The 16281-nt window shown below is 36.9% G+C and carries 9 protein-coding genes; 1 reads left to right on the plus strand and 8 read right to left on the minus strand.

Features of this window, described 5'->3' with window-relative positions; translation table 11 throughout:
- Positions 1 to 3 precede the first annotated feature (3 nt).
- The 4 genes from rbbA to RFH42_RS05245 are packed head-to-tail and all read right to left on the minus strand — an operon-like array spanning position 4 to position 5954.
- On the minus strand, positions 4 to 2760 hold the full coding sequence (gene rbbA, locus RFH42_RS05230) for a ribosome-associated ATPase/putative transporter RbbA (protein WP_308974529.1): 2757 nt from the start codon (positions 2758 to 2760) through the stop codon (positions 4 to 6).
- Positions 2757 to 3815 carry an HlyD family secretion protein gene (locus RFH42_RS05235; protein WP_308974530.1) on the minus strand — a complete coding sequence of 353 codons (1059 nt, stop codon included), beginning with the start codon at positions 3813 to 3815 and terminating at the stop codon, positions 2757 to 2759. Before RFH42_RS05235 ends, rbbA begins: the two co-directional genes overlap by 4 nt.
- Positions 3816 to 3852: 37 nt before the next feature.
- On the minus strand, positions 3853 to 5223 hold the full coding sequence (locus RFH42_RS05240; RefSeq protein ID WP_308974632.1) for an efflux transporter outer membrane subunit: 1371 nt from the start codon (positions 5221 to 5223) through the stop codon (positions 3853 to 3855).
- Between the two features lie 35 nt (positions 5224 to 5258).
- The gene (locus RFH42_RS05245; protein ID WP_308974531.1) at positions 5259 to 5954 is read right to left on the minus strand and encodes a TetR/AcrR family transcriptional regulator; all 696 of its coding nucleotides are present in this window, start codon (positions 5952 to 5954) and stop codon (positions 5259 to 5261) included.
- A gap of 263 nt (positions 5955 to 6217) precedes the next feature.
- Here RFH42_RS05245 and RFH42_RS05250 point away from each other — a divergent pair, with 263 nt between their 5' ends.
- On the plus strand, positions 6218 to 7621 hold the full coding sequence (locus tag RFH42_RS05250; protein ID WP_308974532.1) for a phosphate--AMP phosphotransferase: 1404 nt from the start codon (positions 6218 to 6220) through the stop codon (positions 7619 to 7621).
- A 209-nt stretch (positions 7622 to 7830) separates the two neighbouring features.
- Here the strand turns inward: RFH42_RS05250 and RFH42_RS05255 are convergent, their stop codons facing one another.
- From RFH42_RS05255 to RFH42_RS05270, 4 genes are all read right to left on the minus strand, one after another.
- Positions 7831 to 8556 (minus strand): 4'-phosphopantetheinyl transferase family protein, encoded by a 726-nt coding sequence (locus RFH42_RS05255; RefSeq protein WP_308974533.1) that lies wholly within the window; start codon positions 8554 to 8556, stop codon positions 7831 to 7833.
- 125 nt (positions 8557 to 8681) lie between these two features.
- On the minus strand, positions 8682 to 12671 hold the full coding sequence (gene posA / locus RFH42_RS05260) for a delta-poly-L-ornithine synthetase PosA (protein ID WP_308974534.1): 3990 nt from the start codon (positions 12669 to 12671) through the stop codon (positions 8682 to 8684).
- A 756-nt stretch (positions 12672 to 13427) separates the two neighbouring features.
- A complete protein-coding gene (locus tag RFH42_RS05265; RefSeq protein WP_308974535.1) occupies positions 13428 to 14006 on the minus strand; it encodes a YceI family protein in 579 nt (192 codons plus the stop codon).
- 262 nt (positions 14007 to 14268) lie between these two features.
- On the minus strand, positions 14269 to 16119 hold the full coding sequence (locus tag RFH42_RS05270; RefSeq protein ID WP_308974536.1) for an esterase/lipase family protein: 1851 nt from the start codon (positions 16117 to 16119) through the stop codon (positions 14269 to 14271).
- Positions 16120 to 16281: the final 162 nt, after the last annotated feature.

The following is a 16281-nucleotide window of genomic DNA, read 5'->3' on the forward strand; positions in this document are numbered from 1 at the left end:
ATGTTAACGCTCCTGTTTCTTTAATAAGGCAATCGCAGCAAACATAATCACAGGCACCGATAAACTCATCAGCCCTATTACTCTGTGCAAATCATCAAAAGATAAGCCCTTATTAAAAATTCCTCGGCTAATATTTACCATGAATGTTGCAGGATAGATTTCACCAAACCAACGTCCGAAGCCATCAAGTGACGAAACTGGGTTAATAATACCTGCAAACTGCATTACAGGAATTAAAGTACCAATCATGACCAAGAACATTGCTGCAATCTGACTTTTTGTAATCGTAGATGCCAATAACCCCATACCTGTTGCAAAAATAACAAAGATTAATGAAGCAAAGGCTAAGGTTAAGAAACTGCCTTTAATTGGAACATCAAATAAGGTGACAATAATGCCGCACATGAGCAAATAGTTCAGCATGGCCAAGACCACATAGGGCAATTGTTTACCAAGTAAAAATTCACTACGTGTTACGGGTGTCACATAAAGGTTAACAATCGAACCTAATTCTTTTTCACGGACCACCGATAAAGCCGTTAACATTGCTGGAATAAGCAATAATAACAATGGAAAAACAGCGGGTGCCATTGCTGGAAGACTTTTAATATCTGGGTTATAGCGAAAACGGGTTTCCACATTCACTTTTGGCGTCAGTTTATAACCACTTTTCTCTAAAGCTTGTTGCATTAACCAATAAGTATGAATACCTTGTACATAGCCTTTAATGGTCTCGGCACGTGTTGGCATTGCACCATCAATCCATACCCCAATTTTGACATTTTCACCACGATAAACATTGCGTGCAAAATCTGGTGGTATTTCAATCGCTAAGGTAATATCCCCACTCCGCATCCGTTGGTCAATTTCATCGTAATTATGTAAGGGGGCTTTCTCAATAAAGTAACGTGAACCCGCAAGCCCCATACTATAATTTTGACTCAATCCACTATGGTCTCGGTCTAACACTGCATAAGTCAGATCTTCAACGTCTAAGGTGATCCCATAGCCCATAACTAAAAGCAGAATAATCGAACCCAGTAATGCCATAGTGGCACGAATTGGATCTCGAGCAAGCTCCAAAGACTCACGCCATGCATAACTAAATAACCGTTGGAAACTAAAGCTTTTTAGTTTTTCAGTCTCTCGTTCGCTCGGATCTTTTAAGGTCATGCTTTCTGAAATATCGTCTGTTTCACCTTGTGTCCCAGCACCCGCATCAATTAGATAACCAATGAAAGCTTGTTCAAGATTTTCTGCATGACGGTTTTTAATTAACTGCGCAGGTGCAGCGCTATCAAGTACACGCCCTGCATGCATCATGGACATACGATCACAACGCATTGCTTCATTCATGAAATGCGTTGAAATAAAAATCGTTACCCCATCATGACGAGATAAATTGATCAAATGCCGCCAAAAATTATCACGTGCTATCGGGTCAACCCCAGAAGTGGGTTCATCTAAAATCAGAATTTCAGGATTATGCACCAAAGCGACAGCTAAAGATAAACGTTGACGTATACCCAATGGTAAATCATCTGGTAAGTTATCTTGTACATCAATGAGATCAAATCGCTCTAACATTAACTGAACACGTTCCTCAATGTGTTCAACTGGCACATGAAATAACTTGGCATGTAAAACCAAGTTTTGCATGATGGTCAATTCCCGATAAAGTGAGAAAGCCTGTGACATATACCCAACACGACGCCGTGTTTCAATGTTACTGCCTTCTACAGGCTGACCAAACAACCATGCTTGACCCTCTGAAGCCTCTAACAAACCTGTGAGCACTTTCATTGTGGTTGATTTACCACAACCATTGGAGCCTAAAAAGCCAAATATTTCACCACGTTTAATCTTAAAGTTAACATGATCTACTGCTGTAAAATCACCAAATTTAACAGTCAGATTTTCAGCTTCAAGCGCATATTTTTCGTCGTCAGAGGTTTCAAGTTTTGGAATAACAACTGGCTCATAACCCTGCTTTTTTTCATCTGGCAATAATTTAATAAAGGCATCTTCAAGATTATCACTCTGCGTTTGAGTCAATAATTCTTGCGGTGTACCCGTTTTTAAAATATTGCCATCGTCCATCATGGCCAACCAATCAAAACCCTGAGCCTCATCCATATAGGCCGTAGCAACAATCACACTCATCTGTGGCCGAACCTGACGAATACGATTGATCAACTCCCAAAATTGGGCACGAGCCAAAGGGTCTACCCCAGTCGTAGGTTCATCCAAAATAAGAAAATCAGGATCATGAATTAAAGAGCAACAAAGACTCAATTTTTGTTTCATCCCGCCCGATAACTTCCCAGCAGGACGGTCTAAAAACCCACTCAGCCCAGTGCTTTTCGTTAATTCATCAATTCGTTTACGTCGTTCTTCGGCATCATGACCAAATAGACGAGCAACAAATTGTAGATTTTCTTCAACGGATAAAGTTTTATATAAATTTTTTCCTAAACCTTGCGGCATATAAGCAATATATGGGCACACCTTTTTGCGATGCTTTTTATTGGCAATATCGCCACCTAAAACCATCAATGTGCCTTGCTGTACAATTTTCGCACCGGACAACAGTGCCAGTAGGCTAGATTTACCTACTCCATCTGGACCAATTAAGCCAATCATGCAACCCGCAGGCAGCGTTAAACTAATATTCTTTAACGCTTCTGTTTTGCCATATTTCAGGCTGACATTTGTAATTTCTGCAACAATCGATCCAGGCATAGATTGTTGTTTTATCATTGGACTTTATTCTCTAAAAAAGCAGGCCATGCAGCTTTGTCATCAATTTTAATATAAGCCATACCTGGTAAACCTGTTTTTACCTGTTCAATATGTTTATTTAATAAGGCTGGGTCAATTTTAGCTTTAACACGGAACATCAGTTTCTGTCTTTCACTAGCTGTTTCTACAGATTTAGGTGTGAACTGTGCTGTATCCGCAACCATAGACACTTTGGCAGGTATAACTATATTTTTAGCCGCATCTAAAACAATACGTACCTCAGTACCAATTGCAACGCGACCAGCAACTGTTTCAGGCAAGAAGAATGTCATATACACATCTGATAAATCGATAAGATTTAATACACGGCCACCTGCTGCTAACATTTCACCAGGCTGAGCAACTCTAAACTGGACACGTGCTTTTAATGGTGCTTTTAGCTGTGCATCTTCAATATCAAAGTTAATGCGTTCGATACTCGCTTTAACTGCATCTACTTTTGAACGTGCACTCAAGACTTGACTGCGAGAAGCGACTACCGCGCCCTCAGCACTTTGTACTTGTGCTTGTGATGCAGCAAGAACAGCACTGTACTGTTGAACAGCTGCTCGTTCGTCATCAAGTTGTTGCTTAGATGAAGCCCCTTCTTTAGCCAAAACCTCAGTACGTGCTAAACGATTTTTAGCAGCCATTAACTCAGTTTTACGCTGTAAGACCATTGCCTCAGCTGCTGCTTTTTCACTTATACGCATTGCCACTTGTGCATCGGCAGTTAAGACTGCTTCCTCAGCTTGTCGCTGTTGCGCCTCTGTTTCACGTAATTGTGCTTCTAAAGTTGAAATTTTAATTCGTGCCAACACCTGACCAGGCTCTACAAAATCACCTTCTTTTACCAGCACATCTTCAAGCTGCCCTGCAAATTTACTGGCAACATTAATTTCAGTCGCTTCAATTCGACCATTACCACTAACCAAGCCGTCATTGTCAGATTTATGCGTATATTGCCAAATAAAATAAGCTGCAATACCAATGACTACAACTGCCGCCGCAATAGATATTTTGTTAATTTTCATATTTGTCTAACCATGTATATTTTTAAAGATCAACAATTTAAGATTGTTGGGCAACAGTCGTATCACCACCAAGGGCAAAATATAAATTGACATAGGACTGCATGAGTGCACTTTGAGTTTCAATCCACTGTTGTTCCGCTGAAAGTAGATTTCGCTGAGCATCAATCACATCTAAATAACCCACTGAACCATGGTCATAACGTAATTGAGCAAGACGTGCTGTTTCTCTAAAAGCATTCAAACCTTGTTGTTGAATATTTAATTGCTGACTTAAACCACGTCGCTGGGCCAAAGCATCTGAAACTTCACGAAACGCTTTTTGTACCACTTTCTCATATTCAGCAACTGCAATATCAGTACGTACTTCAGCTAAATTCAAATTATTTTTTAGGCGTCCAGCTGTAAAAATTGGAACACTAATACTCGGCGTAAACGACCACAGCGCACTACCTGATTTAAATAAGCCATCCAAGTCAGCACTCGCTGTACCATAACTACCAGTCAAAGCAATACGTGGGAAAAAAGCAGCACGTGCAGCATAAATATTGGCGTGTTTGGCTTGTAACATTGCTTCTTGAGCACGGATATCCGCACGATTTAACAATAAATCTGAAGGTACACCAGTTTGTAAGACACCAGTTTTAAAAGCTATTTTATCTAGTTCTGGCTTGGGCACGCTGATTGGTTTTCCGACCAGCTGAATCAAATAGTTTGCTGTTAATTCACGTGATTTTTGTAATTGTACGAGCAGACTCTGACCATTAGACAACATCGTTTGCGCTTGCATATATTCAACTTTTGAACCAGCACCAACTTCATAACGACGTTTAAAAATATGTACAGAATTTTCATAGTTCACAACTGAACGCTGTGCATAATAAATTCTTTTTTCCAATTCAGATAAGGTCAAGTAATTTAAGACAGCTTGTTGAATAATACTGTTACGTACAGCAGTTTGATTATACTGCGTTGCGAAAAACTGTTGTAAAGCAGCATCATTTAAACTACGAATACGCCCCCACAAATCTAGTTCCCATTGGTTCATACCTAAACCAATAAAATACTGATCGGTAGTCATGGCACGTCCCAAAGGCGATAAATCTGCAGGTATACGACTACGCTCATACTGACCATTTCCACCCAATGTTGGAAATAATTCTGAACGTTGAATGCCGTATGCCGCCTGAGCTTCTAAAATTCGCAGTGCGGAAATTTTTAAATCATGGTTATGCGCTAAAGCTGACTCAACAACCTCTATCAGCACAGGGTCTTTAATGTATTCGGACCAAGATAATGCCTTGTATTGTTGTGTTGAGCGATCAGGATATGTTTCTGCTAACGCAACTTTTGGTTGTTGATATTGTTCAATATTCTGGCATGCACTTACAAATAAAGTTGCAGCCATCATCAAAAACACTTTTGAATACTGTGATGAAATCACATTTATTCTCCCCAATAATTCACTGAATAAAATAAATGTGAGTTAGCAAACATGGTTCTTAATTGAATATTTACCAATTGTTTCAATCTCAGTTCAATATCAAATGCCATATCGAACATCCATTTATGTATTAGACCAATAATTGATGTCATTACAAAATCAGAAAGCATGCTTAAATCTGATTTTCTAGACAACTGTTTTAGCTTCTGTGCTTGTTTCAACCACTTAAGACATCTTTGTTCTCTGAAGTTTCTTACTTGCATTAAATACTGGTTAAATTCACCTGTACTTTCCAAACCATAAAACCACAGGAAGAAATAGGCTCGATATTTTTCTACATGCAAATTGATATTATTCGAAATATCTAAAATAAATGCATTAATAGCATCAATCCCATCAATATCTTGCGTTGCTCGCTTACTGCTATCTTCAATCCAGTCTTCTAAGAATTTAAATACACGTATAAACAACCCATCTTTAGAACCATAATGCCGTGAAACCAATCCACGACTATAACCTGCTCTAACACCTACAGCCTCTAAAGTTACAGACGAAATACCACCGTCAGATAATAAAATAATTGTTTGTTCAACCATTTTATTATCAGACTCAATTACTCGGATTTGCTGCTTCTTCCCCTGGAAAATATGTTCAACCTGAACAGGCTGACCGTGTTTATATATATTTTGCTGATTCACACCCACACCTCAACAAATTCATTTAAATGTTGTTATTAACAACTTTACATATTTTATTAATATATATTTAAATAAAATAAAGGTCAAAATAAATAGAAGAACTCCTCAGTAAAATTTCTAATGAAATCAAAGTAATTTAATAGGGATTCTAATCGATATAATGAATGTAGCTTTTAAAATTTAATTAAAAATATTATTTGACTAAAATATTTATTTATCTTACGGTTTAATTTTTAATAAAACACTCAAAGAAACATTAAATTATGAATTTTGACCAACTTTCTCTCGATTTGATCGAAGCTCAATATATTTTAAAAAACTCAAAAAATGATAAAAACTCTAAGAGTGTCTTGATTTTAATTGGTGGTATTGAGCTAACAAATAAAGGAAAATCAATAAAAAAATTAACAGAATTAATGGACCCAAGATATTTAAAAATTAGAGCAGATATTCCAAATAAAGTAAGCTCTGACAAAATAATATGGCAACCCTATGTCAATAATATTCCTAAAAATGGTGAAATTATTATATTTTATGGTAACTGGTACACAGATTTATTAGCTTCAACACTTTATGGTGATCAGAAAATATCTGAAAATGAATTTCAAAAGCAATTACATAGCATTCATGAATATGAAAAATATCTTAAAAATAATGGCATAGATATAATTAAAGTTTGGTTTGATGTTTCATGGGAAAAAGTAAAAGGACGTTTAAATCATTTTGATTTAAGTAAAACTGTACAACGGGTACCTAATTTTTCTTGGGATAACTTTCCTATAGATAATTGGAAAAATATAGAGCTCTATAATAATATCCAAAACATTAAAGACCGTTTTATTGATGATTGGCACATTATTGATAGTGAAGACAACAAAGAACGAAATTTTCAATTTGCTCGACTGGTTTTAGACCATTTAAGTATTCATCCTAAAATCATTAAAAGTCGTTTACGTTATAAAGCAGCACCTATTCATCCTGCACTTACACAAATTCAAGCAGATACTATCGACCAAACTCAATACACCAAAGCGATTAAAAAGCTTCAACATAAAGTTGCTGAGGCATTACGTTATTCTTCAAAAAACGTAGTCTTGGTCTTTGAAGGTATGGATGCGGCTGGTAAAGGAAGCTCTATTCGCCGAGTAATTAAATATCTAGACCCCCACGAATATAATATTCATGGTATTTCTGCTCCAGAACGCTTTGAACAGCATCACCCCTATTTATGGCGATTTTGGACTAAGCATGCAAACAATGGTGCAATTAACATTTTTGACCGTAGTTGGTATGGTCGAGTCTTGGTTGAACGTGTTGAAAACTTAATTAGCCCAGCAGAGTGGCAGAACTCATATGAAGAAATAAACCAATATGAAAAACAACTGAGCCAAACCAATACCATTGTAATTAAATTTTGGTTAGCCATTTCTAAAGAGGAGCAATTGAAACGTTTTGAGAAACGTCTCAATACCCCACAAAAACATTTTAAAATTACCGATGAAGACTGGCGCAACCGTGAGAAGTGGGAACAATACTTACAAGCGGCATCAGACATGTTGAAATACACAGATACCCCTACTGCTGCATGGCATATCATTGCCAATGACAATAAATTAGCAGCACGTAAACAAATTTTAGAGAGTATTCTAAAGCGTCTAAAAGCCTAATTTCACACACATAGATTTTAATTATAACTGCTCGATGTAAATCGGGCAGTTATAATTACAGATATAAATTTGACCACAGCCCAGCATGTAGGTTTTGATCAAATTAAAATTGTGGCAAGCCCCAATGCAGATGCCCAAACATTATGGCGTCTTGAACAGGCAGAAAAGCATAAAAATCTCTAGGGAAATATTCATAATAAACTGAAAAGTTATTTTTTGCCCTGTAATACAAAAGTAAATCCCCAATCATTCAAATCTAGCCATTGAACTAAATAATCACTCGATAACGCATATTTTTTTTGAATATTGGTGCAAAATTGAAAATGAGCACGGCGCTGATTCATATTGACTTCAATCATTTCCACTTCCAAAAAATCAATATAATTCATAGCAATAGGATATACAGCCTTGTAAAGGCTCTCTTTCATAGAAAAAAGTAAACTGACATATTGAGTATAACTAATATATTGTTTAGCTTCTTGGAGACAATATTGTTGTTCTTTCCTCGTCAGAATTAAGTCAGCAATTTGCTCCGCTGTTTGTTGCGAAATATGCTCTTTTAAATCGACACCCACATATGAATATTCAGCACTCACCATCACCAATAGTTGCTGTTGATTATGACTAATCGACCCTGAATATGTATGAGGCCATTGTGGTAAATATTGCGATTTAGAACTGATCATCGCTTTAGATGCAAAATGATGTCTCAATATTGCCTCTGCCACCACACGTCCTGAGAAAAACTCCTCTAGCCGAGATGGCAATGCATCTTTTAAAAAAGCTGGCGCAACCAATTGATACGAGCGGATTAATTTACACACCTGTTCAATCTTAAAAATATAAGCAATTGTTTGCTCTGATACTTTTAGTAACTGTCCTGACTGTAAAACACAATCCAATAGCGAATCAGGAAATTGTATAAATTGACCCATAATAACTCTGTTCATCTTTAGCAGACCGTAAACGATCTCGTAAATAAATCAAAACAGGGATAAGAAGAAACGCTTATCCCTGTTTATTATGTAGCATTCAATATATTTAAATTGATATACCCAATTTACTTATAGTGCCAAGGCACTGCTGGAGAACCAATCCACGCTGACTTCGCAGGAATATTTTCACCCTTCATCACTAAGCTCAATGGACCTAATACCGCATGATGGCTCACCGTTGCATTGTATAAAATAATACTTCTGGCATTCACTACAACATCATTTTCAATATTTACCTGACCAATTTTCATAATACGATCTTCAAATAGATGTGTCTGAGGACCAGAAAAACTATTGAACTCGGCACGATCACCAATGCTGACACAGTCAAATTCAGTTAAATCTGCAGTATCCATATATACATCTTTACCAATTTTTGCACCTAAAATACGCAAGAAGAACGGTAACATAGGTGTGCCTCTTAGGTAATTTAAGAAATTAGGAATTGCTACCGACTCATATAAACTGGTAATCCCTTCACTCAACCACACAAACATTGTCCACATCGGTACTGAACGCGGCTCATAACGACCAATCAATAACCACTTTAACAAGGCAACAATAGCAAAACAGCCCACACCATATAATAATCCCGCGACTGTAAGTGCTAATAGACCAACACTGATGCTATAAAGATTAATAACATCAATCACCTCTAGTACAATGGTATAACCAACACCAATCGCTAATGCTGCAGGTAATACAATGCGTAACCCCTCAATGAAACCTCGCATTAGCCGACGTTTAGCGCTAGGTTTAAAGGTTAAATGATCTGGGTATGACTGTGCTGCCTCACGTGCTGGTAATAATAAAGCAGGTGATCCAAACCATGTTTGTCCTGGATACATTTCCTGATTTTTTGGAGTTTTCGACTGTACCCCAATCAAAACATTATCAGGTATTACTGTACCATCACTAATATAAGCACTATTTCCGACAAAGCTTCGATGACCAATTTGAGTTGATTTTAAGGTCATCCATCCACCTTTTATTTCCTCATCACCGAGCATTACTGCATCGGCAATAAAGCATTCTTCACCTAAATTCAACATTTCAGGAATTACGCCTGTTGCAGTTGAAATCTCAGTATTTTTACCAACCTTTGCTCCCAACAAACGAAACCATGTTGGTGCGTAAAGTGTTGCAAACAAACCATGTAATGTTTGTAGGCTAGTTTCTAAAATTTGTGATGCAAACCATTTACGATAATAAACCCCTCCATGCACAGGATAACTGCCTGTTTCTAAGTGAGGTAATGCCAATTTTCGTAATCCAGCTGAAATAAATGCTGTAATCAACATCATCATCGCACTTGCTGGAATAGCCAAGCTAAAATAATACAACGCAATTTGTAGATGATTATTTGGATCAATATTAAACACATTGACATCTAACCAATCTACTAATATAAAACTTGGGAAAATAGGAATGAAGAAAATACAAGCGATGACTAAAGCACTCAGTGCGTAATATACATACTCAGCATATTTTCGTGTTATTGATAATTTTGGTCGCTGTAATTGTGCTTCTTGCTCACTCACAAGACCAATTTTTTTTGCAGGTGTCCCATCCCATATTTCACCTGCAGGAATAACACTGTCATATTCTATAGAGGTTAATGCATTCACTTGAGCCCCTTCACCAATAACGGTATTTTCCTCAAGTACAGCATATGAGCCTACATAACTGTCTTTCTTCAAATGGATCGAACCTAGAACCAAATGACCATGTTCAACTTTGGCATTTTCTAAATTGACATTTGAACCAATACTAACGCCATCTTCCACAGTAAGTAACGATGGCATACGAATATGTACCGAACTCATATTCACATCATGCCCAATTTTAGCGCCTAATGCTTTTAAATATAAATTAAGTAATGTTGAACCTGAGAGTAAATAAACAGGTGAAATACTCAATATGCGGTCAGCCAACCACCAACGGAAATAAGTCATTCCCCAAAGTGGATAACGCCCTGCTTTAACACCTAGCATCAGTAAACGTTTCACACCAATAGAAATCACAAAACTACTGATGATCACCGCAATATACACGACTAAAGACATAAAAATAGCAAAAGGAATACTATCTCGACTGCCGCCAGTAAAATAATGATAGGTAAAAAATGGTGCCAGCCACTGTAGAATATTGATTGAAATAAGCACGGGAATCGTAACCAATTGTGCTAACGCACAGCACCATTTATAGACATGATTACGCGGATTATCTTGACCCAACTGACGATCTGTTTCCAGCTGTTCAGGCTGTTGTAGCATTACGTTAGCAATAGCACCAACTTTACGTGTCTGATATAAGTTTTGGATCGTTAAGTGACTATATTCAGCGTGCTGACGTAAATTAGAAATTAATACCGCAGCAAGCAATGAATGCCCACCCAAATCATTAAAGAAGTCTGAGTCTAATTTAATCGGTACATTAGGAAATAATCGAGTGAGTACTGCAAATAAAACCTCTTCTGCTGCATTTTGAGGTTGATCTGATTCACTACGATCTACCACACTGGTTAATTCACGTGCTTTAAGTGCCTTACGATCAATTTTCCCAGATAATAATCGTGGTACTTCTTGAATAACTTCAAAACGATTCGGCACCATATAAGGTGGTAACCGTTGCATTAACGTTTGCCGTAAATATTGAACATCAACAGGTTGCTTTGCTTCGAGTTCAGTGGCAATAAAGGCGATTAATTGATCTACGCCATCTTCTGCTCTTAAAATTACAGCAGCGGTTCCAATGCCCTCAATATCACAGAGTGCTGCTTCAATTTCACCCAACTCAACGCGAAAACCACGTATTTTCACCTGATCATCAGCTCGACCCAAACAGTGAACTTGGCCATGTTCATCTATTTTTGCAAGGTCACCTGTACGATAGAGCAATTGTTCTTGCTCATTTTGCGCCCAAGGATTTTGAATAAACTTATCTGCAGTTAAATCAGCACGCCCCAAATACCCAGGTGCAACGCTTGGACCAAAAATACAAAGCTCACCTGTTTCTCCTTGGGGGAGTAATTCTCTATCTGCATTAATAACCAACATACCGTAATTCGGTAATGGCTTACCAATAGTTACTAACTTACCTTTCGCCAAACGTTCTAAACTGGCCGTTACTGTTGTTTCAGTTGGTCCATAAGTATTAAACATTTGATGATGATCGAGTGCCCAACGTTCTACTAATGAATCTGGGCACATCTCTCCCCCCAGATTGATAATACGTAAATTGGGAACATCTTCAGGAAACAGTGCTAATAAAGTTGGCACAGCATGTAATACAGTAATTTGTTCTTGCTGTAATGTTTTACATAATCGTTCTGGGTCACTAACCAATGATTTAGGTGCAATCCATAGACTCGCCCCAACCAAATAAGATAGCCAGATCTCTTCAAAAGACATATCAAAAGCGACTGAAAAGCCTTGATATACTTTATCTTGTGTTTCAATCCCAAGAACTTCATTCTCACTACGTAAAAAATGACAAATATTACGCTGAGTAATTAAAATTCCTTTGGGTTTCCCTGTAGAGCCTGAGGTATAAATAATGTATGCAGGCTGCTCAGGTGTAGTTTTTTTCAACTCAACTGGTTGATCAAGTTTCTGCTGTAATTCTGTATTGCGCCATTTCGTTTGAGGTACATCAATTAATGCCTCATACCAGTCATCACTGGTAATGATTCCCACTGCTTGAGCATCTTCTAAGCAAACAGCAATACGATCTGCTGGAGTGTCCATATCAAATGGCAACCAAGCAGCACCACTTAAACAGATGGCTAACTGTGATTTTAATAGCTCTATGCCACGAGCCAACCATAACCCAACGATATCGCCAGCCTTTACTCCCCTTAGACTAAGCTGTTGAGCCATTAATAACGCTTGTTGATGGAGCTCTGCATACGTAATGCTTCGGTCTGCCTCCATCAGGGCGATTTTATTCGGGAATTGCTGAGCAGTATGAACAAAGATATCTGCGAGCACTTCGTGTTGTAGGAATTCTGGGTGGTTGCTGCCACGGATGATGTTTGTAGCATATTGATTCATTTAGTTGATACGCTCATTTCAATGTTAATTAAGCAAACAACTGAGTCAGTTATGATGTTATATTTTTCATTTTGTTTTCGAAAAAAAAAGACTCTCGAATAACCGTTTGAATTTCCTACGACCAAACTGAATATCAATGGTTTTAGCGCAATTATATTCCGCAATTTTTCTAGGTAAAGTCCCTAAATTACATAAAATTTACACTACTTGGTCGAATTATGTATCTCAACTTTTTTATACACCTTTCTTACTTTACACATTCGTTCACTATTCGCCAAAAATACCAGACAACCACATGAAATATATTAATATTTTTTTAGTTAACTTGTTTTCTATTCACATCGTCTGTCTGTTATTTAACAGTGTACTTTACTAATAAAATTTACAAATAATACATAAAAATCAAGATCTCTAGTTAAGTACACAGGCGATAAATGGCTGTTTCCATTGCCATTCTCTACAAAATTCGCCTAGTTCCATTTCACGTCAAAGCAACCAAGCTAATCATTTGATCCACTTAATGCTTAATTAAGCATAACCATTGCAATAAATATAATATCTTAAATGAATACACGTACAATCTTCTCAACCAATCTAGCCCATAATCCTAAATCGTGCCCCTACTGATTGCATATTGGAAAAATAAACAGCCAACGGCTGCAATAAAAGAACTCATAATGGCAGTGAATTCTTTATTTTGGATACCCACTATAAAAATACATCCTATAAACTACATAAAACGCTTGGAATTAATCCTTATTTAACCGCAATGGCCTCAGTCGTAATTTGAATACTCACTTCGTCACTTACTGCTGGTACATATGTAGCAATACCAAAGTCTGAACGTTTGATCTTGGTAGAAGCATTAAAACCAATGGCTGGAACTTTGAGCATTGGGTGTAATACTTGTTGATTTAAGACAGCAGTTAATACAACAGGCTTCGTAACCCCCTTAATCGTCAAATCTCCAGAGATTTTAAAGTTTTTTTGGTCATTGGTCTCAACTTGGGTACTCTTGAATACAATCATTGGAAACTTTGCTGTATTAAACCACTCACCCTCTTGGAGTTTTCGATCTAAAATTGCAACATTGGTGTTAATACTCTTTACGGGAATATTTACCATTACTGTAGATTTTTCAGGATACTCATTATCTACTGAAATATTACCTTGTATATCACTAAAATTAGCACTGGGATTGGAAAAGCCAAAATGACTCCAGCTAAATATCGTGGCTGTATGGGTCGGATCAATTTTATAGTTTACCGTTTCAGCAGCAGCTAAATTTGAAATTGCCAACAAACCAAGACATAACAGCATTTTTTTAAACTTCATTGAACCTCTCCAAAACCATGTATTTCATTCATCAAGCCCCATTCATGTAGCGCAGGAACAAGCCATTTAGTACGCTTCATCTTAATGATGAAATATACATAGATAAATAACCCATATACACAAATACCGTTCCACATTTAAAACGGTGGCAGACGATCTACCTGAGAATAACATTTAGTTTTAAAATTTTTTATGTCATTTGAATCATTAATAATTAAAAATCTGACCATACAATTTACATTATGGTCAGATCTCTTTTATTTTACTGTGCTAAATGTGCTCTTAAAATACGTTGTAATTCATATATAGCCTCAGGTGTTTCTTGTATAGAATGACCACCAGGTATAATCTTTTCAGAAATAGCATGATCTAAATGTGAGCTTCTATACGGAACAATGCCATCCGACATCACGGCTACATCTTGGCTCTGTGTTGCATTACCCATAATTGAATGATATTTAAAACCTGATACGGGTTCAATTTCACGCGTCAATTGCATAAAAGTAGATTGGTCACTCAAATCATTAGGGCCAATCGTCGCAACACCGAGTTTTACAGATTGACTGACTTTCTGTACTGAGTCAGCATTTTCTAAACTACCAAAGAAATCTCTAGGCAAACTAATCATTTGACGTAAACTTTTACTAAACCATCGATCAGCATAAGCTGTACCTCGATGTGGTGCTGCAATAAATACTGCACGACTAAAATTTTCAATTCGATCGAATTGAAAACGATCTACAATACTAGGATGAGCATAAATAAATTTACGTTCATCCTCACTAAGAAAAGGAATAGCCGTAGCCCTTATATCAGCATCGCTGACTAACAAGCGACTAATAATTCCACCCATACTGTGTCCAATCAATACAGCATTCTCAGCTGAAATAGAATTTGCCACTGTTTGACTAAAAGCTTGTTTGAGTAATGCATGAATTTGATAACGGCTCTCCCAAATAGGCATGTTAGTCGCATAAAATACCTGCCATACTTGATAATGCTCACGCAGAACTTTATCACCCATAATATTATTTGTTAGTGCAACCCATGCTTCAGGACTACTGGCCAATCCGTGAATTAAGACAATTACTTTTTTATTTGGCTGGTAAGGTTCAATCATAAATAAATGTGGCATCGCTGAACTTTGCCCCATGTTCAAAACCTTTTTATACCCTAGCGCACCAAAATTATTGGTAGACAACCATAAGCCATAAGGCACAGAAAAATTACCTGTAATTTTATAGTCATTACCTTCTACAGTTGCACTTTCCTCTTTATAAGGATCAAAGAAACGCAGTATAAATGGTGCTGTTAATATATTTTTTTCATTTTCTTGCTGTGGCTCTGCAATTACTGTGACTGGTAAATTTTTGGCAGGATAAATATTCCAGTCATCCGCATTTTTATAATATTGCTCAGGGTTAAAAATAAATTGTTTCGATTCATGGATTGGTTTTGTCTTTCGTACTACTACAAATTCTGCACCAAAACCATCACGTCTATTAATCGTAAAAAGTCCTTGGAAGTTCATATTGTAACTAGAACGAAACTGTTCAATGGTCATATCCTTTAGGTTCGGATAAGACTGAAAATCTAGAGAGTAGCTGTTATTCCCTACATTAAATACAGCGGGTATCGTTTCAAAATGCTGTTTTAAATACTGTAAAGTCATGAACCGAGATAAAGCATAATTGTAAAAAGTTCGTACCTGAGACTGACGAATACTAAAAACTCTCGACTGTGGTGTATCTGTTGTGCGAAATAAATACATATAGCTATAACGAATACTTTGATCTAGAGCGAATAATTCCTGCTCGATACATGCTTTTGATTGAGCATCAAGCGTAGATGGTTTTTCTTGTTTTAGCACTCGATGGCAAGCTGACGATTTTTCCAATTGTTGAGCATGAGCCAGATATACTTCACTAGCAGCTGAATATACTTCCGCATGGTCAATAAATGCATTGTCTTTCCATTGCTCAACACATTGTTCAGCACTTTCAATACATTTGGCTTGTGTTTGTCTACTAAGTAATAATAAATTTAAGCTTCCATTACTTAATTTAGGACTGGTCAAAATCGTTTCAAAATTATTTGACAGTTGAGTACTCATATTTTGCTGTTTCAGCGTTACCAACTGACAAGCATTAAAAAATGGGAGCAATGTACAATATAATAGGAGATGTTTAATACTTAATTTATTGATCATCTTAAAACTCATTAAAGTCAATATCTCTGCATTGCGTAAATCTATTTAGTAATATTATTGTATAAC

Origin of the sequence: Acinetobacter rudis (assembly GCF_031157835.1) — a bacterium.
GTDB classification, from domain to species: Bacteria; Pseudomonadota; Gammaproteobacteria; order Pseudomonadales; family Moraxellaceae; genus Acinetobacter; species Acinetobacter rudis_A.

What these genes read in the sequence shown, in the direction of transcription:
- RFH42_RS05265 (WP_308974535.1), bottom strand. Translation starts at nt 14,006, where the DNA reads ATGAAGTTTAAAAAAATGCTGTTATGTCTTGGTTTGTTGGCAATTTCA.
- RFH42_RS05235 (WP_308974530.1), bottom strand. Translation starts at nt 3,815, where the DNA reads ATGAAAATTAACAAAATATCTATTGCGGCGGCAGTTGTAGTCATTGGT.
- RFH42_RS05250 (WP_308974532.1), top strand. Translation starts at nt 6,218, where the DNA reads ATGAATTTTGACCAACTTTCTCTCGATTTGATCGAAGCTCAATATATT.
- RFH42_RS05270 (WP_308974536.1), bottom strand. Translation starts at nt 16,119, where the DNA reads ATGAGTACTCAACTGTCAAATAATTTTGAAACGATTTTGACCAGTCCT.
- posA (WP_308974534.1), bottom strand. Translation starts at nt 12,671, where the DNA reads ATGAATCAATATGCTACAAACATCATCCGTGGCAGCAACCACCCAGAA.
- rbbA (WP_308974529.1), bottom strand. Translation starts at nt 2,760, where the DNA reads ATGATAAAACAACAATCTATGCCTGGATCGATTGTTGCAGAAATTACA.
- RFH42_RS05255 (WP_308974533.1), bottom strand. Translation starts at nt 8,556, where the DNA reads ATGGGTCAATTTATACAATTTCCTGATTCGCTATTGGATTGTGTTTTA.
- RFH42_RS05240 (WP_308974632.1), bottom strand. Translation starts at nt 5,223, where the DNA reads ATGATGGCTGCAACTTTATTTGTAAGTGCATGCCAGAATATTGAACAA.